The sequence below is a fragment of the Nocardioides sp. NPDC023903 genome, assembly GCF_040639295.1.
GTDB lineage: Bacteria > Actinomycetota > Actinomycetes > Propionibacteriales > Nocardioidaceae > Nocardioides.
This window is the reverse complement of record NZ_JBEZZS010000006.1, coordinates 125799-147305: the sequence shown is the minus strand read 5'-3', so window position 1 is coordinate 147305 and position 21507 is coordinate 125799. Positions and strand designations below refer to the sequence as shown.

The window sequence follows — 21507 nt, the reverse complement described above, 5'->3', positions numbered from 1 at the left end:
GGTCCAGTTCATGACCGAGAGCCCGGTGGCGTACTCGGCGTAGCGACCCTCGGCGAATCGATCGGGGGATCCCCTACCCGAACCCGGAGCGCGCTACCTTCGGTTCATGGACGTCGTCGAGATCGACGGGTTGCGCCTCGCCTTCCGGCGGGCCGGAAACGGTCCTGCGGTCGTGTTCGTCCACGGCGGCGCCGAGGACGGCCGCGCCTGGACCCCACAGCTCGACGCGCTCTCGGACGAGTTCACCGTCATCGCCTGGGACGAACCAGGCGCCGGCGGCTCCGGCGACGTGCCCACAGGGTTCGCGCTGAGCGACTACGCAGACCACCTGGCCGGGCTGATCCGGGTCCTGGGCATCTCTCCGTGCACTCTCGTCGGACTCTCGTGGGGAGTGACCGTCATCCTCGAGCTCTACCGACGCCACCCTGAGGTGACGCGAAGCCTGGTGCTCGCCGACGGCTACGCCGGCTGGCGCGGCTCTCTCGGACTCGCCGAGGCGGACGCCCGCCTCGCGGGCCTGCTCAACCAGCCGGCAGACAGCTTCGACCCGACCCTCCCAGGCCTCTTCGCCGGCCCTCCGCCGGCGAGGTTCGTGCCCCTGCTGGAGGCGATGGAGGCCGACGTACGCCGCCACAGCATGCTCACCGCCCTGACCGCGATGGCCCACGCCGATCTGACCGACGTGCTCGACACCATCCAGGTGCCCACCCAGCTCATCTGGGGCGCCCTCGACGTACGGTCGCCTTTATCGGTTGCCCACGAGTTCGAGCGTCAGATCCACGACGCCAGCCTCGCGGTCATCCCCGACTGCGGCCACGTCAGCAACCTCGAGGATCCACAGGCGTTCAACGACATCCTCCGTAGTTTCCTCCGTCGCCACGCTGCATGAGCCGCACTCACACTCGAGATGCGCCTCGCCGGAGCCATTCGAGAATCAGGCGGGTGGTCTCCTCCGGCAGCTCCTGCTGGATCCAATGGCCGCAGTCCAGCTCCGTGACCTCGACGCGCGGCACGAACGCCTCGAGGTTCGGCGCCCTCATCACCGTGTCACGTGCGCCGTAGATCATCAGCGCCTGCTGGCGGACAATCGGGTCGACGTCCTCCATCAGCTCCCAGTTGCGGTCCACGTTGCGGTACCAGTTCACGCTCGGAGTGAACCCCGATGCCCCGAACGCGTCGACGAACACCGCCAGCTCGCCGTCGCTCATCACAGGCTCGCCGCGTGGAGGCTCGGCGTGAGCGAGATTGATGAGCGGCATCCCCGGCTCCGGCTCTGTCGCAGGCTCGTTCTTGCGGTACAGGTTGCGTAGGAACTGGCGGGCGTTCGCGTCGAAGACGGCGTCGGCCACCCCGGGCTGGCGGTTGAAGTGGACGAAGTACGAGTCGCTGCCGACGATCGCCTCGATGAACGTCAGGGGCGGCACCTCACCGCGCTCCATGTAGGGCACGCTGAGCGCGATCACCTTGTTCACCCGCGTGGGATGCAGCACGGCACTGCTCCACACCACGTTCGCGCCCCAGTCGTGGCCCACGAACGTGGCGTCCTCGTATCCGAAGTGATCCAGCAGCCAGACGAGGTCGCCGGACAGATGCACGATGTTGTAGTCGGAGACCTCGGCCGGTCGGGACGAGTTGCCGAAGCCGCGCTGGTTGGGGGCGATGACGTGGTAGCCGGCTGCAGCGAGCGCACCCATCTGATGGCGCCACGAGAAGGCCAGCTCCGGCCAGCCGTGGCAGAGGACGATGGGATTGCCGGCGTTCTCCTGCCCCGCCTCGAAGACCTCGAGCTCGATCCCGTTGACGGCGATCATGCTCGGCTCGGGGAAGTCGATGGGATCTGACATGCGTTGTCCTTTCAGCGACGGTGCCGATGCGCGGGGTGGCGATCGGTTGATGTGACCGTAGAAGCCATCGCGGACAGGAACCGTCCTCAATGCTTGGCAGATTGAGAACATGTCGGCCCGCGCCAGATCACGTTCCCGGTTCACCCCTGGCGGGTGAACCGGCAGTCACCAGGGGCGAGCAGATTTCGGACCATGAACTCCGAGACAGTGAACGTCGACAACTTTGCCCGCGCTGAGACGCACAGGATGTTCGCTGCCCTGCAGACCCGGGGTGCGACCAACGAGCTGGTGCATTTCCGCGCCCCCGAGTCACTCGATGAGCAGCCCGTCATCAGACAAAACCGAGACACGCTCTACTCCAGCGCGATCGTGGACATCTCCAGCGGTGCCGCCCTGACGCTTCCCGACAGCCGCGGGCGCTACATGTCGGTGATGGTTGTCAACGAGGACCACTACATCAACCGGATCCTTCACGAGCCTGGCACCCACGAGCTCTCGGTGGCTGACTACGACACGGACTATGTCCTGATCGTCGTGCGGACGCTGGTCGACCCAAACGACCCCGCCGACATCGCCGCGGTCAACGCCCTTCAGGACGAGATGCAGCTCAAAGCCACCTCCGACCGAGCATTCGTCGCAGCCGACTTCGACAAGGCCTCGCTCGACTCGACCCGCTCGGCGCTGCTGGAGCTTGCCCGCGGCCTGCCCCGCTACGACCGGGCATTCGGCCGCAAGGAGGATGTCGACCCCGTCCGACACCTGCTCGGCACCGCGGCAGGCTGGGGCGGCCTGCCCGAACAGGAAGCGTTCTACCTCAACGTCGAGCCCGGCCTTCCCATCGGCGACTACGAGCTGCGCATAGGTGAGGTGCCGGTCGACGCGTTCTGGTCGATCTCGGTCTACAACGCGGCCGGGTACTTCGAGCAGGTCGGGGACGCAGAGGTCAGTCTGAACAGCGTCACTGCACAGCGGGACAACGACGGCTCGATCACCGTTCGGTTCGGCACCGCGGCAGGCCCGAACACCCTCGGCGTCATGGACGGCTGGAACTACATCGTCCGCCTCTACCGCCCGCACCCCGCCGTCCTCGACGGCACCTGGACGTTCCCCGGCCTGGGCAAGTAGCCGTACCGGGCGACCCACGCCGAGCAACCAGGGATCGGGGACCGTTTCGGTCCGCCGTGTGCCATCCTCGTGTGCCATCCGGCGGGACGAAGCTCGCCTCGATCTGCCGAAGCGCAGGTCAAGGCGGCTCCTCTGCTCCCCGGGTAGGAGTCGAACCTACGTCGCTAGTCCTGATTCAAAGTCAGGCGGGCCCTGCCGGCAGACCAACCGGGGAACGTACGCCGAAACGCACGGGACAACTGTAGACGGCAGCGCCCCCACCGCGCGCACTGACACTGCATGCCGGTCGGGCCTGGGAAGAGGTCACGCGGCGAGATCGTGGTCGAGAAGTACGTTGCGCAGGACGAACTCTGCCCGGGACCAGGTTGGCGGGGGTTGTGCCCAGGTGTCGGGTGGCGGGCTCGTGTAGGTATGGCCCGTGGGTGTGATGGTGATGATGCTGCCGTCTGGTCCTGGTCTGGCTCGCCAGCCGAGGGCTTCCTTGGCCTGGTTGCACCTTTCGCACAGCCCCTGCAGATTCTCGGCACGGGTCTCGCCGCCGTCGGCATGGCGCTCGACGTGGTCGATGTTGCGGATGGGTGCGTCGCAGCCGTTGGTGCGGCAGATTCCTCCGTCGCGGGTGGTGATGAACTCGACCAGCCCGTCGGGGGCTTTGCGTGAGCGTGATTCCATCGCGACCAGTTGTCCGGTGGGGTCGGTGAAGAGCCTGCGGACGAAGACTTCGGCATCGGCGAGCGCCTCACGAGCCCAGGCCGCCGGGACGGGTCCGTAGCCTTCGACCAGGGCTGGCTGGTCGTTGGTGTTGGCGAGGGAGTCGGCGGTCATCACGATCTTGACCTCGATCCGAGGCTTCGCATCGTTGGCGCTGCGGCCAGTGACCCGGTCGACAAGGGTGTCGGCCATGACCTGACCACGTGTCCGCTTGTCACCGGCGGCCGCAGCGGTCTTGGCCGCCTGGTCCAGTGCCGCGAAGACCGCGACGCCGTCTTTGACCGGCAGTAGCGCACCGAGCCAGGTCATCGTGTCGGGGGCTGGGCGGAGGCTGACGCGTCGGTCTTTCTCTGCGTTGGCGGCCCGGGCGACGACGGATTCTTGGTCGAGAGTGATGGCGAGGTTTCTTGGCGACATTCTCGAGCTGTCGCAGCCCCATCGCCACTGCTCGAGCCGGTTCGCCGTCTGGGCCGGTGGCGCAGAGTTCGTGGTCAATGACCCGGCGGTCCTCCATCGAGAGACATGCGGTCTCGCGGGCCAGGATGGTGGCCTGCCATTGGGAGAACAGACCCGCCTTCATCAGCGCGTAGGTGTGGGGCATCTCCGCGATCAGGATCTTCGCGAGCCCGAGGAGCTTGGCGCCCTTCTCGGGCGAGACCCGCCGCGCGAGCGCAACCTGGGAAGCAACCCCTTCGCCAAGCCTCCGGACCGGAACCCCGGCCTCGGCCTGGCGGGCCCGAACGGCTTCCTCGAGACGTACCGCCGCTTCGGCCTGGACAGCCTCAGCAGTGCACTTGACCGCTTCGAGACCCGCGATCCAGTCGACCAACTCAGCCTCGGACGCACCCGGAGGCGGCCCTGCGAGGAGGTGGTCGATGGTCTCGTACATGTGCCTTATTATATGCGACAGAGCACCATGAAGCGACTCATTTAGGCAGTTCAGCCCCAAGTTATGCGGTCAGCGAACAGGACACCTGAGTGCTGCGCCACTCTCTCGCCGCCGCCCCGATATAGGCGAGATCTTTCTCGTTCGAGTGCTGGGTCAAGGATGGCCGAAGGCCACCGCGCAGCGGCGGGCGCAGCCCGTCCTTGACGCGGCGCGCGATCGAGAAACACTCAAAGACCGGGCCGGCGGCGAACCTAGAAAACGAAGAACAGTCGCTATGCGAGGTTTCCCCAACAAGAACCGTGTTGGTCTCGACACGCCTCCGCCTAGCGGCTCCGGCGGCTCGACCAGCAGAGCAAGGGCTCGACCAGCGGCGGTCAGCCAGAGAAGCTCAGCGACCTTCTCAGCCGTCTCCTTGGCCGACCCAGGGTTCTGCCCAGTGACAAGATTGCCGTCGACGACCGCATAAGAGACGACGGAAGCTTTGCCTAGGCGAACCCGGTCATCTTGGCCCGGCGTCGACCCCGACCTGCCGAACACCTGGCGCCGGTGCGGATCGAGGACAAGGCCACGCCCCGGCCGCGAGCATGGCCCAAGTACGCCATCAACTGCGCCGCTACCGCACCTGGCTCCAGACCCGCAGCGCCTGACGTCAGCCGGTGATGTCGCCGAAGTCGCCGTACTGGGCCTGGTGCCAGGTGCCGTTGGATGGACTGGTCGCGACAAAGTCCGACCAGACGATGTTGAAGCTGACGATGGGCGAGAAGTACATGCCGGGCGATGGCCGCGGCCCGGTGCAGGTGCCGTCTGCCCCGCACTGCCAGTCGAAGTCTGCGACGTGACCGCTGAGCGGATACTGCGGGTTGAACTCTCCGGTCAACCGGGCGAACCGGATTCCGTGGAACGTGCCGGTGAGGCCCTCGCTGATCGTTCCCGTGCCGCCCGGGCTGACGCCCGCGAAGCTGGTCCAGGTTCCGTCGTACTCGATGCGGAAGCAGTAGTGCTTCTGCCCGATCTTCCACACCTGGACGTGCTGGAGGTAGTCGTCAAGAGCCCAGACGTGCCCGTCGCTGCCGAAGTCCGCCACGTTCGTGTTGCCGATGGTCACGTCGTACAACGTCGGCCGGTCCGTCGGGCACCGGTCCTGCTCGGGAGGGCTCGCCGAGGCGTAGGGGGCACCGCTGACGAGCAGCCCGAAACACATGATCAACGCGATGAGAATCCGGCGCATGGCGCCACCTTCGCTTTCATCACCGCTCAGGCGTCGGAGACTTCTTCTGGGCGCGTCCTGAGTTCTATCCAAACTAGGTCTCGCCGACCACGCTGTCGTCCCCCAGATTGACCATTCGGTTTGTCAGATCTCGTCGCGTATTCGGGTCGGAATCAGCAATTGAGGGTGATTGGGCAGCGTATTTCTCTGCATCTGTGCTTCACATTCACTTCGAGTCGCCGAACACCGGAAAGAACGCATTTGGATGCTATAGATTTGCCAACATGCTCATCATCGCGATCATCCTGTTCGGCATCGTGGCAGGCGGCGTGGCACAACTCCTTCTCGGTCGTTCGATGAAGGAGATCGACTGGGCCACCGCGGCGGTGACGGGCCTCCTGGGCTCCTTCGTCGGCGGTCTGGGCCTCAGCCTCGCGACCGGCAACGGCCTCGATCTCCATCCGACCGGGTTGATCGGGTCGATCCTGGGAGCCCTGCTCCTCACCTGGGCGTGGGGGTTCTGGCGCAAGTCGCGTCAGGGCCAGTGATCAGCGCGGCGCACCCATCCCACCCGCAGCGGGTGATGTCGCCGAGCCATGACCGTTCGAGAGTGGAATCTCAACCACCAAGGAGCGGATGTCATGGCAGACGAGACCAACAACCCTGACCTCGAGGTGAACGCGGCGTCCGTGTCCGACGGCGCCTACACCCTCATCATCGCGGACTTCAGTGACACGGACATGGCGTGGGAGGCGTACGAGACCCTCAAGTCGGTCGAGGACGGCCGCAGTGTGGAGATCGAGGGCGTCATCGTGGTCAGGCGTACGGCCGAGGGCCGGCTGGAGATCCAGAAGGCAACCGACCACAGCACGAAGTCAGGCCTGAAGTGGGGCGTCGTCGGCGGCATCGCGCTCGGCGTGATCTTCCCGCCGTCGATCCTCGGCAGTGCCGCAGTGGCCGGCGGGGCCGGAGCCATCGTCGGAAAGCTGCGGCAGCGCCACCACAACCACGAGCTCGAGCAGAAGCTCGAGAATGCGATCACGCCAGGACACTCCGGCCTGCTCGCCCTGGTTTCCGACCCCGGCGAGATCAAGATCCGCAAGGCCCTCGAGCGGGCGGAGACCATCGTCGAGTCCACCCTCGAGCAGGTCGAGGCCGACGACATCAAGGCCGCGGCCAAGGAAGTCCAGGGCGCCCACGCCTGAGCCCACCGAATGAGGCGGCGACCACCCATCAACTGACCTATCGTGGCGACGTGGACCTTCCCGTGATGCCGCCGATCCTGCCGATGCTCGCGAAGCCTGCGAAGGGAGTGCCGGCCGACGGCGGCTATGCGTTCGAGCCGAAGTGGGACGGGTTTCGCTGCATCGTGTTCAAGGACGGGGACGAGGTGGAGCTGGCGTCGCGGAACACCAAGCCGCTGACTCGCTACTTCCCCGAGGTGGCCGAGGCGCTGCGGAAGGCGCTGCCGGAGAAGATCGTGCTCGACGGGGAGATCTTCGTGGCGATCGGGGATCGTCTGGAGTTCGAGGTGCTGCAGCAGCGGATCCACCCGGCCGCGTCGCGAATCACCCTGCTGGCGGAGGAGACACCGGCTGCGTACGCGGCCTTCGATCTGCTCGCGCTGGGCGAGAAGTCGTTCCTCGACGAACCGCTGACGGAGCGGCGGGCGGCGCTGGAGGCCGTCTTCGCCGAGGTGAGCTCGGACAACGTCCATCTCTGCACGACGACGACCGACCCCGAGGTCGCCCAAGACTGGTTCACCCGGTTCGAGGGCGCCGGCCTGGACGGGGTGATGGCCAAGCCGCTGGACGCCCCCTACGTCCCCGACAAGCGGACGATGCTGAAGATCAAGCACTCGCGTACGGCTGACGTGGTCGTGGCCGGCTACCGCGAGCACAAGACCTCCACACCGGAGAACCCGCTGCTCGGGAGCCTGCTGCTGGGTCTGTACGCCCCCGGGGAGGACGGTCAGCCAGAGCTGCAGCACATCGGGGTCTCGGCGTCCTTCACCGCGGCGCGACGCGCCGAGCTGTGGCAGGAATTGCAGGAGCTTGTCGTCCCGATCGAGGACCACCCGTGGGGACGCTGGAGCGAGTGGCTGACCGCCAATCCGGACCGCGTCCCCGGCACCCAGAGCCGCTGGTCGCAGGGGAAGGACCTCTCCTTCACCCCGCTGCGCCCGGAGCGGGTGCTCGAGGTGGGCTACGACCACATGGAGGGACGCCGGTTCCGGCACACCGCCCAGTTCAAGCGCTGGCGGCCCGACCGCGACCCGGAGTCGTGCGGCTACGAGCAGCTCGAGGAACCCGTGGCGTACGATCTGTCGGAAGTGCTCGGAGGTCCCTGCTAAACAGCACAGTTAAATCCGGCTAATGTCGGGGCCATGAGCTACGACGTCGTTCTCCTTGTCGAGCAGGCAATCACCCTCGACGACGCGACCCGGGTCCACTCCCTCCACGAGGGAGTCGAGGACCCGGTCTACCACGTGCTGCTGCCTCTGGAAGATGCCGCCGCACGGATCGAGTCGGCGATGGGCACGCTCAGCGCCGCCGAATATCTCGGCTCGGCGATGATGATGAACGAGATCGACCTCGACGCGGTGCGCGAGGAGGCCAAGGACGAGGCCGAGAAGGCGCTCGAGCAGACCCTGAAGGTCTTGAAGACCTCCGGTGCGTCGGCCCACGGCGAGCTGGTCCAGGACCCGGTCAAGGCGCTGCGCGCCAAGGTCGCGGCGGTCGACGGCCGCGAGGCGATCATCATGACCCGCCCGCACGTGGTCGCTGAGTTCTTCCACGTCGACTGGACCCACCAGGCTCGCCGCCATCTCCACGTCCCGGTGCTGCACCTGATCGAGCACGAGAACTTCGACGAGCAGGCGGGCGAAGGCGAAGGAATCAGCGGAATGTGAGGCGTTTCGTCCTCATGACAGCCGAATCAACAGAAGTGACCCGCAACACACCGAAGGTTACCGCTCTGTTACCGGCTTCACCTGGCAGTTGTGGACCACATTCCCCTAGTATCTTGGGGTTCGCTGTTCCGGGGGGATCCAGCGACGAGGAAGTGCCTGCTCGTGCGATCGGGGGATCCGCGCTGAGTGGGCACTTCTGCTATTTGTCGCCGATCCGGTTGCCCTCCTCGTCCCAGTGGGACGCGACCTTCTTGCTCGGCTGCACGCGAGGCGGCTCCCCCGGCATCTTCGGGTAGTCCGGCGGGAAGTTGAGCTCGCCTCCGGGCAGCTTCTCCCACAGCTCGAGCAGCGGCGTGAGGTCGTACGCCTCGTCGTCGATCTCCGCCCAGCGGTCGCCGTCAGCGAGGAAGTCGGGGACAGTGAAGAGGTTGAGCTCGCGCGGGTCCTTCAGGTCGGCCAGCTCGTCCCAGGTGAGCGGCGTGGAGACCGGCGCGCCGGGCTTGGGACGCAGCGAGTAGGCCGAAGCGATGGTCCGATCTCGGTTGTTCTGGTTGAAGTCGACGAAGATGCGCTCCCCGCGCTCCTCCTTCCACCACGCGGTGGTCACTCCCCCGTCGCGACGCTCCAGCTCACGGCCGAACCCGATCGCGGCGTGACGCAGGTCCTCGAAGGTCCACTCCGGCCGGATGCGTACGAAGATGTGTACGCCGCGGTTGCCACTGGTCTTCACGAAACCGCGCAGGCCGAGCTCCTCGAGGGTCTCCCGGGCGACGCCGGCGACCCGCACGGCGTCGGCGAAGTCGGTGCCCGGCTGCGGGTCGAGGTCGATGCGCAGCTCGTCGGGGTGGTCGACGTCAGCGCGGCGGACGGGCCAGGGGTGGAAGGTGAGCGCGCCCATCTGGGCGCACCAGACCGGGATAGCGGGCTCGGTGGGGCAGATCTCTCGCGCCTTACGTCCGCTCGGGAAGGTGATCTCGACCTCCTCGAGGTAGTCGGGGGCACCCTTGGGCGTGCGCTTCTGATAGAAGCCGTCACCCTCCTTGTCGGTCGGGCCGGTGGCCAGCTTCATGCCCTCGCGCCAGCCATCGGGCCAGCGCTCCAGAGCGGTCGGGCGATCGCGCAGCGCCCGCATCAGCGGATCGCCGACGGTCGCGAAGAACTCCGCGACCATCAGCTTGGTGACCTCGGGGGTACGGTCGGTTGCCTCGTAGATCACCCGGTCAGGGCTGGAGATCCGCACCTCGCGCTCGCCTGCCTGCACGTGTGCCGCCGGTGTCTTCGCCATGGCGCCAACCTAGCCCGATGCGCGCCCCTCCCCCAGCGAAATCGCCCGGACGACATCCGCAACTCACTGGCCAGTACGTCCCGAGCCCGGCATGATCCGCTCCAACGTACGGCGACCGCCACGATCTCGGAGGACCCCCACATGTCGACTCGAACCACGTCACTGACCGCCGCGACGGCGGCCCTGGCCACCGCCATCACCCTCGGCCTCACCGGCGCGCCCGCGACGGCGAGCACCGACCCGGCGTGCGGGACGGTCGCCTCGCCCGACACCCGGGTGGAGCACACCCGGCTCACCGACCCGGCGGTGACCGACATCCTGGCCCGCTCCGGGTTCGACGACGTCGCCGGCGCGGTGAGGACGGCCGTCTGCGACGCGGGCAGCAGCAGGGCCGCCACCACTGCGGCACGGCTCGCCGGCCAGGCGCTGTGGCAGCGCGCGGTGGACCGGGTGCAGGGCCTCGGCGACGCTGGCGGCGACCTGTCGCGCAGCGACGACCGGCCGCTCTACTGGGCCCGGCTGGCGGGCGAGCTGGAGATCGCGCGAGTCGCTCCTGCGTACCGAACCTGGTCAGAGGACACCCGGGCGAAGGTGCTGGCGGCCTTCGACCGGAGCTCGCGCGGGATCGAGTCGACCGTCTTCGCGCGCGGGGAGTCCGGCCGGTCACGGCAGGTGCTGGCCTCCGGCTTCGACCCGTTCACCCTCGATCGCAACATCCGCCAGTCGAACCCGTCCGGGGCGACGGCGCTGGCGATGGACGGGCGCGTCGTGCACACGGCTAAGGGGCCTGTCGAGATCCAGACCGTGGTGTTCCCGGTGCTGTGGGGGCCGTTCGCCCAGGGCACCGTCGAGCGCGCGTTCCTGCCGCACCTGGTCCCCGGCAAACGCGACGTGGACACCGCCATCACCATCAGCCAGGGCCGCGCCGGCCGTTTCGACCTGGAGGTCTGGAACGGCGCCCATCGCGGCACCTTCCCCGACAACGACCGGGTCAGCCTCAACGAGACGATCCCGATCCCCGAGGACCTTCCTCACGCCGACCCGCAGCCGCAGTGGACCCGGACCACGTTGCCGGTCGAGGCGATGAAGGCGGCCGTGCCCGGCACCTTCCCGGTGAACATCAATCGGATCATCACCGAGATCCCGGCCGGATCGACCGCGCCGGTCACCCGGGAGGACCCGACGCCGGGCTCCACGGCGGTCGCCGGTGGCGGCGGTGACTACCTGTCCAACGAGTCTGCCTACCGCACCACCGCCCTCCGCGACGCGCTCGAGGCCGACACCAAGCAGGGTCACATCCACATACCGGTCCTCGACGGGGACGCCAACGGCGAACCGCTGGTCGACATGCGGGCAGACATCGTGGCCCAGACTCTCGATCTCGTGGCGGCTGCGGCGACGAGCTGATCCAGAGATGGCCCGAAGGAGATGGCCCGAAAGAACTAGCCGTCTCCCGCACCGTTTTCATGCCCCCGGGCGTACTAGGGGCATGAAAACAGCAAAGGTCAGGCCTATCTCGGGTGCGGCCCTTGTGATTGTCAGCATCTTCGCCCTCGGCGCCTGCGGCGGGTCGGACGGATCGGGCGGGTCCTCCGCCGACTCCGGCTCGGTCGAGTCGCTCGCCGACCAATCAGCCGGGAAGGCGGCAGGCCCGGAGATGGCCGCAGAGGACGCAGACGCGGCGGCACCGAAGCAGGCCGTCACAAAGGCATCGATCATCTCAACCGGCTCGGTCTCGCTCGACGCGAAGGACGTCGGAAAGACACGTACGCAGGTCCAGCAGATCTCCGACAGGTACGCCGGCCAGGTCACCGAGCAGGAGACCAGCGACAGCGACGACGACGGACCCAGCTACGCCCGGATGGTCCTCCGGATCCCCTCGAAGTCGTTCGACGACGCGATGGCCGACCTCGAGGACACCGCCACCCTGGTCGACTCCAACACCACGACCACCGACGTCACCACCGAGGTCGTCGACACCGAGGTGCGGGTGAAGAACGCCCGGACGAGCATCGAGAGGATCCGTACGCTCCTCTCCCGCGCGGAGGCGATCGGTGACGTCATTGCGATCGAGTCCGAGCTCGCCCGCCGCGAGGCCGACCTCAACTCGCTGCTCGCCCAGCAGGCGGCGCTCGAGGACCAGACCTCGCTGTCGACCATCACGGTCAACATCGACCGTGCCGGTCCCGGCGGCTCCTCCGACGACGACCCCGGCTTCCTGGCCGGGCTGAGCGCCGGCTGGGAAGCCCTGGGCGACTCGGCCCGTGTCCTCGCGGTCGCGCTCGGCGCCATCATCCCGTGGACGCCGGTCCTCCTGCTCCTCCTCGCGCCCGTCTGGCTCCTGTCCCGACGGCGCAAGCAGGTGGTCACTCCGGTGCCCGCCACTGGCCCAGCGGAGGAATAACCAGTCGAGATCGGGGTGCTCGGCGGCGTACGTTCTGAACATGAGCGCGCTCGAGCACCCCGGCCTCGTCTTCCGCAGCCTCGACCCCTTCGACGGGGACGAGGCCCTGTTGAAGGGGTGGTACGAAGGGACGCGGCGTGGCTTCCACCAGTCCCGAGGCAACGACGACGGCATCCAGGTCTGGCGCGACCACACCCGCTCCGACTCGGTGACGTTGCTGGGAGCGTGGACGGAGAACTCGGAGTTCTCCTCTGCCACGATCCCGGTTGCGACGTTCTCGTCCTGGACGTCACCGGTCAACGTGGGCGGCGGCACCAGCCTGCCGACCCTGTTGATCAGCGACGTGACCGTCTCCCCGACCCACCGGCGCCAGGGGCTGCTGCGCAAGCTGATGACGGTCTCGCTCGCCGACGCGGTCGCCGCGGGCGTGCCGCTGGCGGCGCTGACCGTCTCCGAAGGGTCGATCTACGGCCGCTTCGGGTTCGGTACGGCCACCCATCTGCGCCAGGTCGAGGTCGACGTGACCGCGAAGTTCCGCTATCGCCCCGAGGTGCCTGAGGACGACGGTTCGGTGACCATGGTCGAGCCGGCCGACGCCTGGAAGACGGTCGCCGAGATCTACGGCACCTTCCAGGAGCGCACCCGTGGATCGGTCACCCGGCCGCAGTTCTACGAGCCGTGGCTCTCCAGCGCGTACGACTTCGGCGGCGACTCGAAGGGCGAGTCGAAGCAGCGGGCCGTGCTCCACCTGGACGCTTCCGGCACGCCCGACGGCTACGCGATCTACAAGACCGCCGACGAGCGCAACGACTCCGGGCTGCGGATGGCGCGGGTCGTCGACCTGGTGGCGCTGACCCCGGCGGCCTACCTGCGGCTGTGGCGCTTCCTCGCCGACATCGACCTCGTCGAGCGGGTCTCCTGGCACCGGGCGCCGCTGCAGGACCCGCTCTACTGGGCGCTCGCCGAGCCGTTCGCGGTCAAGAGCGCCGAGATCGACGACATGCTGTGGATGCGCGTGCTCGATGTGCCGACCGCGCTTCAGGCACGACCCTGGTGCGCCGCCGGCGAGGTCGTCCTCGGCGTCGACGACCCGCTCGGCCACGCTGCCGGTGCCTGGCGGGTCGCGGTCACGGACGGCACGGCCGAGGTCACCCGGACCGATGCCGCCCCGACCGTGGAGCTCGCCGCCGACACCCTCGGCGCCCTCTATCTCGGCGGCGTAGACGTACGCACCCTGGCAGCCGCCGGCCGGATCACCGGCTCGCCCGAGGCGATCGAGACCTGGGCGGCGATGGCCGACGGCGGTCCGCTGCCCTACTGCATCACCGGCTTCTGAGCGTCAGGGGCGTCCGGGCTCGGCGCCGATCAGGCTGATCCGGTCGCCGTGAAAGTGATAGTTGTGCATCGCGTCCAACCTCGGTGCGTACGCGTGCAGGCTGATCGCCGGGCGCGAGCCGACGTTGCGTACGTCATGGACGTGGCCTGCGTCGTGCGCCCGGGCGTCGCCGGGGCCGACGTCGGCGATCTGCAGACCACCGAGCCAGTTGTGCTCGACCAGGCTGCCGGTGAGCACGGTGAAGGCGGTGGTCGCGGTGCCGTGGTCGTGGAAGCCGGTGCTGGCGCCCGGCGACCAGGCGATCAGCCAGACCTCGACCTCGTCGTCGCGGTGGAGCAGGTGGAACTCGCGGCCGGTCTCGGGCACCTGCACCCGCGCGAGCAGGTCGTCCTCGGCGTAGGTGCGGATGGCGTCCAGCAGGGGCTGTATGGCAAGGGCGGTCAAGGTGGCCTCCTCCAGAAGCGTCGTGGGTTTAAGTATAGTAGATTGCTCGACTTTGGCAATGGAGTTGTGCTCCCACCCCAGACGTACCATTTGAGCCATGGGTTACAACGTGGAGAAGTCCGACGAGGAGTGGCGAGCAGAGCTCTCGCCGGAGGAGTACGCGGTGCTGCGCCAGGCGGGCACCGAGCGGGCGTTCACGGGTGAATACACCGACACCGAGACCAAGGGCATCTACTCGTGCAAGGCCTGCAAGGCCAAGTTGTTCGAGTCGGACACCAAGTTCCACTCCGGCTGCGGCTGGCCGTCGTTCTACCAGCCGATCAGCGAGACGATCGAATACATCGAGGACAAGTCGCACGGGATGGACCGGGTGGAGGTCCGCTGCGCCAACTGCGGCTCCCACCTCGGCCACGTCTTCCCCGACGGCTACGGCACCCCGACCGGCGACCGGTTCTGCATCAACTCGATCTCGATCTCGTTGGAGCCTGCCGAGACGAACTGAGCGAGGCCGAGCGGCGAGCTTGCTCGTCCGCTCGCGCCGAGCGAGGGAGTGAGCGCACGAAGTGCGCACCAGGCCTGACCCGGCTAGCGTTGCGCCGTGACTGTGCGGATCGCGATGTGGTCAGGACCGAGAAACCTATCCACGGCGTTGATGCGCTCGTTCGAGAACCGGCCGGACTGCACGGTCCTCGACGAGCCGCTGTACGCCGCCTACCTCGCGTCCACGGGCCTCGATCATCCGGGCCGTGACGACGTGCTCGCCTCCCAGCCGAACGACTGGCGGGTCGTGGCCAAGGAGATCACGTCCGGACCGGTCGGCTCGGCGGTGCAGTACCAGAAGCACATGACCCATCACCTGCTCCCGGAGATGGACCACGGCGCCTTCGCCGGGCTCTCACACGCGTTCCTGGTCCGGGACCCGGAGCGGGTGCTGACCTCGTACGCCAAGGTCCGCGAGGAGCCGACGCTGGAGGACCTCGGGCTGCCGCAGCAGGTGGCGCTCTTCGAGGAGTTCGGCGGGCCGGTGGTCGATGCCGCCTCGATTCTGGCCTCGCCGCGGGCGGCTCTCCTCGGGCTGTGCGAGGCGTTGGGGATCGGCTTCGACGAGGCGATGCTGTCGTGGCCGGCCGGCCGGCGCGACTCCGACGGCGTGTGGGCCCCGCACTGGTATTCCGGGGTGTGGGCGTCGACCGGGTTCGCGGCCTCCTCCCCCGGCGCATCCGACCCGCTGCCCTCGCGCCTGGCGCCGCTGCTGGAGCGCTGCCTGCCCTACTACGATCGCCTCGCCCCCTATGTCATGGCTCCCGATATCAAGAACGGCGACTGATGCTGCAGACCTACGACCCCCGCAACGACCACCTCCAGGTCTGGATCAACGGTGAGCTCAGCCACCGCCTGGAGGCGCGGATCTCGCCGTTCGACTCGCTCGCCCAGGGCGGCGACGGCGTCTGGGAGGGCCTGCGGCTCACCCAGGGACGCATCTTCAAGCTCGACGAGCACCTGCAGCGGCTGCGCCGCTCGGCGCGGGCTCTCGCCTTCTCGGACATCCCCTCCGATGCGTTCATGACCGAGGCGATCCGGGAGTGCCTGGCCGCCAACGAGATGCGCGACGACGTCCACATCAGGCTCACGCTCTCGCGCGGGGTGAAGGTCACCTCCGGCATGGACCCGCGGCTCAACCAGTCGGGTCCGACGCTGATCGTGCTGGCCGAGTTCAAGTCGCCGGTCTACGACGACTCGGGGATCACGCTGATCACCGCGGCCCAGCGCCGCCCGCGCGCCGACATGCTCGACCCGAAGATCCATCACAACAACCTGATCCCCTCGATCCTGGCCAAGGTCGAGGCCAACAACGCGGGCGCGGACGACGCGCTGATGCTCGACGACGCCGGCTTCATCGCCGAGACCAACGCGACCCACTTCTTCCACGTACGCGACGGGGTGCTCCGCACCTCGACGACCCGTGCGTGCCCCGAGGGGATCACCCGCGCCACGGTTCTCGACCTCGCGGCCGAGCTGGGCCTGCCGGTGGACGTCGGCGACTTCTCGCTCACCGACGCCCACACGGCCGACGAGGCCTTCGTCACCGGCACGATGGGCGGGCTCACCCCGGTGGTCTCCCTCGACGGTCGTCCGATCGAGCGCGGGCCGATGACGCAGCAGCTCTCGAAGGCGTACGCGGACCTGCAGGCGACGACGGGGACGGTCGTCGCCTGACGCCTCAGCCGACCGGCTCGAAGAGGGCGCTCTCGAGGATGACCGTGCCCTTGCCGTACGTCTCGTCGAGGCGCTGCTGGAGACTGCCGTCGTCGAGCAGCACCCGCAGGTGGACGACACCACGGGACAGACCGCTGCCGAGGTAGTGCGGCTGGTCCTCGAGCTCGTCCTGGATATCGGCGAGCTCCTCCTTCGACACGGTCGCGCGCGAGACGCAGAGCATCCCGCCCCAGGTCTTGCGCAGCTCCTTCTCGGCCGCGGCAGGATCACCGGTGACGCGTACGTTGAGGATGAGCTTGCGCGGGTCGTTCATCGGTTGCGCCACCCGAGTCTGGTCGAGCCACAGGTCGGTGAAGCCAGGCAACCGGTGCGCGGCGGACACGGTCGCGTCCTGGGTCTCCATCGTGGTCCGCTCAGGGTCGATCACCTTCCAGCCGCCCTCGGGCTCGGGGCACGGGCTGCTGAAGTCGACGACCTCCTCTGCCGGCGGAACCGACGCGTCGTCGGCCGGCACCGCCTCGGTCACGGCGAACGTCGTGTCATCGAGGGTGCCGGTGACCTGGAAGTCGCCCCAGCGCGTGCCTCCGGCCTCCTCGTGCTCGGGATGGTCGGCCCAGTCCCAGCCGGTCACCTCGAGCCCCTCGCACTGTGGCGGCATCGACTCCTGGATCGCCCCGAGGCACAGCTGCGGCCCACCGCCGTCGTCGAGCACCGTCACGGTGCCCGTGGAGCGGACGGTGCCGCTCCCTGCGGCAGGGTCGAGCACCTGGTCGTTGTTCCCACACGCGCTCGCCGCCACGAGGAGCAGCACCCACCCATATCGCCACATGACCTGTATACGGCCGAGGTGGGACTCAGGTTGCACTCGACTGGCTGTCACGCCAGGCGACGAGGTCCTCCAGCGGCTTGAGGTCGTAGTCAGGGCCGTTGACGCCGTAGGTGAACAGCCGGGCACCGGCGTCGTAGAGCGGCTTGGCGGCCTCCGAGCTGTCGGCTGCGGTCGAGATCTCGATCTCGTTCACGTCGCGGCCGATCACCTCGCAGTGGCCGGCGAGCACGCCGCGCTTGCGCTCCAGGGTTGCCACGTCGGAGAAGGAGTGCCAGATGTCGGCGTGCTTCGCGACGTACTTCAGGGTCTTCTTCTCCCCGCCGCCACCGATCATGACGGGGATCTTCCGGGTGGGCGCGGGGTTGAGCTCGGACCACCGCTTCTCGATGCGCGGGAGCGCCTCGCCGAGCGCGTCGAGGCGCGAGCCGGCGGTGCCGAAGTCGTAGCCGTACTCGGTGTAGTCCCTCTCGAACCAGCCCGAGCCGATCCCGAACACCAGCCGGCCATCGGAGATGTGGTCGACGGTCCGAGCCATGTCTGCGAGGAGCTCGGGGTTGCGGTAGGAGTTGCAGGTCACCAGGCAGCCGATCTCGGCGCGCGTGGTCTGCTCGGCCCAGGCCGCGAGCATGGTCCAGGCCTCGAAGTGCTTGCCGTCGGGCTCGCCGTAGAGCGGGTAGAAGTGGTCCCAGTTGAAGAGGATGTCGACGCCGATCTCCTCCGCGCGGCGGGCGGCATCGCGGATCTGGGCGTAGTCGGCGTGCTGGGGCTGGATCTGGACTCCGATACGGATCGTCATGTGTCCAACCCTACGGAGTGCCTGGCTTCCGTCCCCGCGCGAATCGGCCCTATCGTTCGGCACGCGGCGAACGGCGCCGTATGAGAGCTGAAGAAGGTGCTGGATGCGACTCGGCTGGGATCTGCACGATGACGGCAAGAACGTACGCGAGGGGGCGATCGCCAAGCCCGGGGAACGGTTGAGCTGGCCCCGGACGATCGGCTTCGGCGGCCAGCACGTGGTCGCGATGTTCGGCGCCACATTCCTGGTGCCATTGCTGACCGGCTTCCCGCCGACCACGACGCTCTTCTTCTCCGGCATCGGCACGCTGCTGTTTCTGCTCATCACGCGCAACCGGCTGCCCAGCTACCTCGGCTCCTCGTTCGCCTTCATCGCGCCGATCGGTGCCGCGATGGGCGGCGGTGGGATGGGGTCGGCGCTCTTCGGCATCATGGTCACCGGTGCGCTGCTGGCGCTGGTCGGCGTGATCGTGATGGTCACCGGCACCGGCTGGATCGAGGCGCTGATGCCGCCGGTGGTGACCGGTGCGATCGTCGCGCTGATCGGTCTCAACCTGGCCTCGGCCGCGACCAACAACGTCGTCGGCGGTGACCCGGCCAATCCCGACAACGGCGCCGTGCTGGTCGCCGCGATCACCCTGGCCACCGTGCTGGTCGTCGCGGTCGCCTTCCGCGGGCTGATCGCCCGGCTCTCGATCCTGGTCGGTGTCGTCGTGGGCTACATCGCCGCGCTGATCATGGGCCAGATCGACACCTCGGCGTTCCAGGAGGCCGCCTGGTTCGGGCTCCCTGACTTCTCCACGCCGACCGTGTCCTGGTCGGTCGTGCCGATGTTCCTGCCGGTCGTGCTCGTCCTCGTCGCCGAGAACGTCGGCCACGTACGCAGCGTCGCCCACCTCGCCGGCGACGACAGCATCAACCGCGAGACCGGCCGGGCCCTCTTCGCCGATGGCCTCGCCACCACCATCGCCGGTGGCTTCGGCGGCTCGGCGACCACGACGTACGGCGAGAACATCGGCGTCATGACCGCGACCCGCGTCTTCTCGACCGCGGCCTATTGGGTCGCCGGTGTCGTGGCGATCCTGCTGTCACTGTCGCCCAAGTTCGGGGCGCTCCTGAACACGATCCCTGCCGGCGTGCTAGGCGGGATCACCGTCGCGCTCTACGGCCTGATCGGCCTGATCGGCATCCGGATCTGGCTGGACAACCGGGTCGACTTCGCCGACCCGGTCAACCAGTTCACCGCCGCCGTCGCCCTGGTCATCGGCATCGGCAACCTCACCCTGACCTTCGGCGACCTCACCTTCACCGGAATCGCTCTGGGCACCATCGCCGCGGTCGTGATCTACCACGGGATGAGCGCCCTGGCGCGTCTGCGAGGCCGCCGCTGAGCCGACTCAGGGCTTGCTCAGAGCTTGCTGCGATCGGTCGGCGTCGGGGAGAAGGCGGCGCTGAGCCGGAGCACCTTGGCGAACTCTGTGACCTTCTCCACGGACAGGAAGCCATCGCCCTCACCCGACCCGATGACGACGCCGCCGTTGTCGAGCTTCTCGAGGTGCTTGTCCATGCCACCCGGCAGAGCCAGCGCCCTCCCCTCGGAGAGGTAGTTCAGGTATCCGAACTTCGGCCCCGGCTTTCCGACAGGCTGCACCTCGGCGAGAGCCTCGTTGAGCGACCTCGAGGTCACGGCGGCCCAATCCGGGTCCCAGGCAGAGGCGAGCTGACGAAGCACCGGAGCGGCGAATGGCGCGACATCGGCACCTCGCCATTTCACGACGATACTGTTGCGCACCTTTGCAGACTCGGTATATCCGCCGACTATCAAGGTGATAGCCACCATGACTCGATTTCCGCGCCCCCGATAAGCCTGGCTGATCCCAAGATTCGGAGCGTCCGTATTCTCACGAAACGCGTCGGAGATCGCCTTCAGGGCGCTATCCGGCTCTCCAAGCGGCATTCCCGGCATCGCGGGTGAGGACCACGAGATCTTCTCGCCGAAGACCTCATCCAGGCCGGCAAGGAATGCGCCCAGCTCTTGGGCAACCTGCTCAGGGGTCTCCTGGCGTGGCCCCCAGAATCCGCGCGCAATCAGCTCTTCATCCACGCTCATGACCGTATCACCGCTCCCTCTTCGTATCGGCCGTCACCCTCGAGCTCCGCCCGCTCGCCATCGTGACGAAATAAGACCTATCCATTGCTCTTCGGCGAATTCCAGCCGTCCCATTCACTCGGCGGGTTGACGAAGTCCTGGTGCCTCACCGAAATAGGCAAGTCGAAGTCCTCAAAGAGGGTCCGCGCCGCTTCCATGGCCTCTTTGTTCGAGAAGACCCACTCAACTGGCGTGTCGCCCGCCGCATCTACCTGCCGTAGGGCCTGATCGAGCCAGTCCTTTTCCTTGGCACCGTTGGGATATCCCCACGAGTCGATCATCTTCCCGTAACCGTGTTTTGTCTCGATCAGCTTGCCGTCGAGAACTCCGTCGAACTTGACCTCGTTGTCCATCGATCCACGAAGACAGAATTCCAGCCCGTCGTCCTTGCCGGTCACCTGGCGCTCGAACTCGGCGCCGAGTTTCTGCTCGAGAAACTTGTGGTTCCGATTGACGGGCTTCCACTCGCCGGGGCCCAACCTGCCGTCCAGCTCACGACGAGCCTCCGCCTGCTTCCGGATGTCCTCGGCGACGTCGTCAGCGTTCTTCTTGAGCGAATCCCCGACCTCGGTGAGGACCTCGCCCGCCTTCTCGAGGGCTTCCTTGGCGACGTCGCCGATCTGCTTGGCCATAGCTGTCTCCTAAGAAGCGAAGAGGGGAAGGGCGGACACGTCGGCGGCGAAGGTCGCGCACAGGTCGTACTGGTCGGCGCCGCAGTCGCTGAGCGCCGTGGCGATCTGCTCCATCAGGTCGTAGCTGAGCTGGGTCCCCGCCGTCGCCTCTCCGTCGGTCACGATCGGAGCCTCTGCGATCGACATGGCGAGTTCGGTGATCGTTCCGGTCAGCGGCTCGATCACCATGCTCGCGACCTGGCCGATCACCTCGTCCATCGCGATGTCGGTGGCGATGTCGAGCGCCTTCTTGCGGGCGGCGATGAGCGCTGCGTTGCCGACCACGCTGAGGCCTCCCGTGACCACGGCGGTTGCCGCCGCTGCCGCGATCTGCGCCGCGGTGATCGTCAGCTCGGCGATCACCTTCATCTTCAGCCCGACGATCGCATCAGCGAGCAGATCGATCCCGTTCGCAACCTCTGGCAGCGCGTCGAGCACGGCGTCCATGTTGGCCGTGCGGTTGTCCGTCCATGCCCTGATCAGCGCATTCACCGACTGTGCCTTCGCACCGTCACCGAGCTCGTTGACCCGCATCTCCAGCTCATCGAGCGTGGTGCGCAGGTCCGATTCCAGGCCGCGCAGCAGCTGCGCGGCATCGCTGACCGCGTCTTCGTCGACGTTCGGCCATTCATAGCCGAGCAGGTCGAGAACGAAGTCCAACTCCCCAGGGATGGTCATCCCCACGTCTCT

General features: G+C 67.6%; 24 protein-coding genes and 1 tRNA gene. 14 read left to right on the top strand and 11 right to left on the bottom strand.

Features of this window, described 5'->3' with window-relative positions; all coding sequences use genetic code 11:
• The first annotated feature begins 106 nt into the window (after positions 1-106).
• Positions 107-889, top strand: a complete 783-nt coding sequence (locus AB0F44_RS09680; RefSeq protein WP_357354840.1) for an alpha/beta hydrolase — start codon at positions 107-109, stop codon at positions 887-889.
• A gap of 7 nt (positions 890-896) precedes the next feature.
• Here the strand turns inward: AB0F44_RS09680 and AB0F44_RS09675 are convergent, their stop codons facing one another.
• A complete protein-coding gene (locus AB0F44_RS09675) occupies positions 897-1844 on the bottom strand; it encodes an alpha/beta hydrolase (protein ID WP_357354838.1) in 948 nt (315 codons plus the stop codon).
• A gap of 192 nt (positions 1845-2036) precedes the next feature.
• On the opposite strand from AB0F44_RS09675, the gene AB0F44_RS09670 reads away from it, so the two are divergent.
• The gene (locus tag AB0F44_RS09670; RefSeq protein ID WP_357354836.1) at positions 2037-2969 is read left to right on the top strand and encodes a DUF1254 domain-containing protein; all 933 of its coding nucleotides are present in this window, start codon (positions 2037-2039) and stop codon (positions 2967-2969) included.
• Between the two features lie 135 nt (positions 2970-3104).
• Here the strand turns inward: AB0F44_RS09670 and AB0F44_RS09665 are convergent.
• Both AB0F44_RS09665 and AB0F44_RS09660 read right to left on the bottom strand, forming a co-directional pair.
• Positions 3105-3183, bottom strand: a tRNA-Gln gene (locus AB0F44_RS09665).
• An 89-nt stretch (positions 3184-3272) separates the two neighbouring features.
• Positions 3273-4097, bottom strand: a complete 825-nt coding sequence (locus AB0F44_RS09660; RefSeq protein ID WP_357354835.1) for a DUF222 domain-containing protein — start codon at positions 4095-4097, stop codon at positions 3273-3275.
• Between AB0F44_RS09660 and AB0F44_RS09655 the strand changes: the two genes are divergently transcribed.
• On the top strand, positions 4075-4614 hold the full coding sequence (locus tag AB0F44_RS09655) for a hypothetical protein (protein ID WP_357354833.1): 540 nt from the start codon (positions 4075-4077) through the stop codon (positions 4612-4614). The genes AB0F44_RS09660 and AB0F44_RS09655 overlap by 23 nt on opposite strands.
• A gap of 604 nt (positions 4615-5218) precedes the next feature.
• Here AB0F44_RS09655 and AB0F44_RS09650 read toward each other — a convergent pair.
• A complete protein-coding gene (locus AB0F44_RS09650) occupies positions 5219-5797 on the bottom strand; it encodes a hypothetical protein (RefSeq protein ID WP_357354831.1) in 579 nt (192 codons plus the stop codon).
• Between the two features lie 263 nt (positions 5798-6060).
• Here AB0F44_RS09650 and AB0F44_RS09645 point away from each other — a divergent pair, with 263 nt between their 5' ends.
• The 4 genes from AB0F44_RS09645 (at position 6061) to AB0F44_RS09630 (ending at position 8687) form a co-directional block, all read left to right on the top strand.
• On the top strand, positions 6061-6324 hold the full coding sequence (locus tag AB0F44_RS09645; protein WP_357354829.1) for a GlsB/YeaQ/YmgE family stress response membrane protein: 264 nt from the start codon (positions 6061-6063) through the stop codon (positions 6322-6324).
• 93 nt (positions 6325-6417) lie between these two features.
• A complete protein-coding gene (locus AB0F44_RS09640; RefSeq protein WP_357354827.1) occupies positions 6418-6981 on the top strand; it encodes a DUF1269 domain-containing protein in 564 nt (187 codons plus the stop codon).
• Between the two features lie 50 nt (positions 6982-7031).
• Complete coding sequence (locus tag AB0F44_RS09635) at positions 7032-8129, top strand: ATP-dependent DNA ligase (RefSeq protein WP_350660522.1); 1098 nt, start codon at positions 7032-7034, stop codon at positions 8127-8129.
• Positions 8130-8162: 33 nt separating this feature from the next.
• Positions 8163-8687 (top strand): hypothetical protein, encoded by a 525-nt coding sequence (locus AB0F44_RS09630; protein ID WP_355017819.1) that lies wholly within the window; start codon positions 8163-8165, stop codon positions 8685-8687.
• A gap of 199 nt (positions 8688-8886) precedes the next feature.
• Here the strand turns inward: AB0F44_RS09630 and AB0F44_RS09625 are convergent, their stop codons facing one another.
• Positions 8887-9972: a DNA polymerase domain-containing protein gene (locus AB0F44_RS09625; protein ID WP_357354824.1), complete on the bottom strand. Its 1086-nt coding sequence runs from the start codon at positions 9970-9972 to the stop codon at positions 8887-8889.
• A 141-nt stretch (positions 9973-10113) separates the two neighbouring features.
• Between AB0F44_RS09625 and AB0F44_RS09620 the strand changes: the two genes are divergently transcribed.
• The 3 genes from AB0F44_RS09620 (at position 10114) to AB0F44_RS09610 (ending at position 13712) form a co-directional block, all read left to right on the top strand.
• Entirely contained in the window at positions 10114-11379 is a 1266-nt protein-coding gene (locus AB0F44_RS09620) for a hypothetical protein (protein WP_357354822.1), read from the top strand.
• A 124-nt stretch (positions 11380-11503) separates the two neighbouring features.
• Positions 11504-12376, top strand: coding sequence for a DUF4349 domain-containing protein (locus AB0F44_RS09615; protein ID WP_357354820.1), 873 nt, complete (start codon positions 11504-11506; stop codon positions 12374-12376).
• Positions 12377-12416: 40 nt separating this feature from the next.
• Complete coding sequence (locus tag AB0F44_RS09610; protein ID WP_357354818.1) at positions 12417-13712, top strand: GNAT family N-acetyltransferase; 1296 nt, start codon at positions 12417-12419, stop codon at positions 13710-13712.
• 3 nt (positions 13713-13715) lie between these two features.
• Here AB0F44_RS09610 and AB0F44_RS09605 read toward each other — a convergent pair whose 3' ends face one another.
• Positions 13716-14156, bottom strand: a complete 441-nt coding sequence (locus AB0F44_RS09605) for a cysteine dioxygenase family protein (RefSeq protein ID WP_357354816.1) — start codon at positions 14154-14156, stop codon at positions 13716-13718.
• Positions 14157-14253: 97 nt separating this feature from the next.
• On the opposite strand from AB0F44_RS09605, the gene msrB reads away from it, so the two are divergent.
• The 3 genes from msrB (at position 14254) to AB0F44_RS09590 (ending at position 16373) form a co-directional block, all read left to right on the top strand.
• Positions 14254-14658, top strand: a complete 405-nt coding sequence (msrB, locus tag AB0F44_RS09600) for a peptide-methionine (R)-S-oxide reductase MsrB (RefSeq protein WP_357354814.1) — start codon at positions 14254-14256, stop codon at positions 14656-14658.
• Between the two features lie 114 nt (positions 14659-14772).
• Positions 14773-15483 (top strand): HAD family hydrolase, encoded by a 711-nt coding sequence (locus AB0F44_RS09595; RefSeq protein ID WP_357354963.1) that lies wholly within the window; start codon positions 14773-14775, stop codon positions 15481-15483.
• Positions 15483-16373, top strand: coding sequence for an aminotransferase class IV (locus AB0F44_RS09590; RefSeq protein WP_357354812.1), 891 nt, complete (start codon positions 15483-15485; stop codon positions 16371-16373). The genes AB0F44_RS09595 and AB0F44_RS09590 overlap by 1 nt, the downstream gene beginning before the upstream one ends.
• A gap of 4 nt (positions 16374-16377) precedes the next feature.
• Here AB0F44_RS09590 and AB0F44_RS09585 read toward each other — a convergent pair whose 3' ends face one another.
• Positions 16378-17202, bottom strand: a complete 825-nt coding sequence (locus AB0F44_RS09585) for a hypothetical protein (protein ID WP_357354810.1) — start codon at positions 17200-17202, stop codon at positions 16378-16380.
• A 25-nt stretch (positions 17203-17227) separates the two neighbouring features.
• Positions 17228-17998 carry an LLM class F420-dependent oxidoreductase gene (locus tag AB0F44_RS09580; RefSeq protein WP_357354808.1) on the bottom strand — a complete coding sequence of 257 codons (771 nt, stop codon included), beginning with the start codon at positions 17996-17998 and terminating at the stop codon, positions 17228-17230.
• A gap of 103 nt (positions 17999-18101) precedes the next feature.
• Between AB0F44_RS09580 and AB0F44_RS09575 the strand changes: the two genes are divergently transcribed.
• A complete protein-coding gene (locus AB0F44_RS09575; RefSeq protein ID WP_357354806.1) occupies positions 18102-19388 on the top strand; it encodes a solute carrier family 23 protein in 1287 nt (428 codons plus the stop codon).
• 17 nt (positions 19389-19405) lie between these two features.
• On the opposite strand, the gene AB0F44_RS09570 is transcribed toward AB0F44_RS09575, so the two are convergent.
• From AB0F44_RS09570 to AB0F44_RS09560, 3 genes are all read right to left on the bottom strand, one after another.
• Positions 19406-20101, bottom strand: a complete 696-nt coding sequence (locus AB0F44_RS09570; RefSeq protein ID WP_357354804.1) for an Imm52 family immunity protein — start codon at positions 20099-20101, stop codon at positions 19406-19408.
• Positions 20102-20184: 83 nt separating this feature from the next.
• Positions 20185-20778: a Tox-REase-5 domain-containing protein gene (locus tag AB0F44_RS09565; protein WP_357354802.1), complete on the bottom strand. Its 594-nt coding sequence runs from the start codon at positions 20776-20778 to the stop codon at positions 20185-20187.
• Between the two features lie 9 nt (positions 20779-20787).
• Positions 20788-21495 carry a hypothetical protein gene (locus AB0F44_RS09560; protein ID WP_357354801.1) on the bottom strand — a complete coding sequence of 236 codons (708 nt, stop codon included), beginning with the start codon at positions 21493-21495 and terminating at the stop codon, positions 20788-20790.
• Positions 21496-21507 lie beyond the last annotated feature (12 nt).

Coding starts and splice junctions, on each gene's coding strand:
- AB0F44_RS09680 (WP_357354840.1), top strand. CDS start 107: ATGGACGTCGTCGAGATCGACGGGTTGCGCCTCGCCTTCCGGCGGGCC.
- AB0F44_RS09675 (WP_357354838.1), bottom strand. CDS start 1,844: ATGTCAGATCCCATCGACTTCCCCGAGCCGAGCATGATCGCCGTCAAC.
- AB0F44_RS09670 (WP_357354836.1), top strand. CDS start 2,037: ATGAACTCCGAGACAGTGAACGTCGACAACTTTGCCCGCGCTGAGACG.
- AB0F44_RS09655 (WP_357354833.1), top strand. CDS start 4,075: ATGGCGAGGTTTCTTGGCGACATTCTCGAGCTGTCGCAGCCCCATCGC.
- AB0F44_RS09660 (WP_357354835.1), bottom strand. CDS start 4,097: ATGTCGCCAAGAAACCTCGCCATCACTCTCGACCAAGAATCCGTCGTC.
- AB0F44_RS09650 (WP_357354831.1), bottom strand. CDS start 5,797: ATGCGCCGGATTCTCATCGCGTTGATCATGTGTTTCGGGCTGCTCGTC.
- AB0F44_RS09645 (WP_357354829.1), top strand. CDS start 6,061: ATGCTCATCATCGCGATCATCCTGTTCGGCATCGTGGCAGGCGGCGTG.
- AB0F44_RS09640 (WP_357354827.1), top strand. CDS start 6,418: ATGGCAGACGAGACCAACAACCCTGACCTCGAGGTGAACGCGGCGTCC.
- AB0F44_RS09630 (WP_355017819.1), top strand. CDS start 8,163: ATGAGCTACGACGTCGTTCTCCTTGTCGAGCAGGCAATCACCCTCGAC.
- AB0F44_RS09625 (WP_357354824.1), bottom strand. CDS start 9,972: ATGGCGAAGACACCGGCGGCACACGTGCAGGCAGGCGAGCGCGAGGTG.
- AB0F44_RS09620 (WP_357354822.1), top strand. CDS start 10,114: ATGTCGACTCGAACCACGTCACTGACCGCCGCGACGGCGGCCCTGGCC.
- AB0F44_RS09610 (WP_357354818.1), top strand. CDS start 12,417: ATGAGCGCGCTCGAGCACCCCGGCCTCGTCTTCCGCAGCCTCGACCCC.
- msrB (WP_357354814.1), top strand. CDS start 14,254: ATGGGTTACAACGTGGAGAAGTCCGACGAGGAGTGGCGAGCAGAGCTC.
- AB0F44_RS09595 (WP_357354963.1), top strand. CDS start 14,773: ATGTGGTCAGGACCGAGAAACCTATCCACGGCGTTGATGCGCTCGTTC.
- AB0F44_RS09590 (WP_357354812.1), top strand. CDS start 15,483: ATGCTGCAGACCTACGACCCCCGCAACGACCACCTCCAGGTCTGGATC.
- AB0F44_RS09585 (WP_357354810.1), bottom strand. CDS start 17,202: ATGTGGCGATATGGGTGGGTGCTGCTCCTCGTGGCGGCGAGCGCGTGT.
- AB0F44_RS09580 (WP_357354808.1), bottom strand. CDS start 17,998: ATGACGATCCGTATCGGAGTCCAGATCCAGCCCCAGCACGCCGACTAC.
- AB0F44_RS09575 (WP_357354806.1), top strand. CDS start 18,102: ATGCGACTCGGCTGGGATCTGCACGATGACGGCAAGAACGTACGCGAG.
- AB0F44_RS09565 (WP_357354802.1), bottom strand. CDS start 20,778: ATGGCCAAGCAGATCGGCGACGTCGCCAAGGAAGCCCTCGAGAAGGCG.
- AB0F44_RS09560 (WP_357354801.1), bottom strand. CDS start 21,495: ATGACCATCCCTGGGGAGTTGGACTTCGTTCTCGACCTGCTCGGCTAT.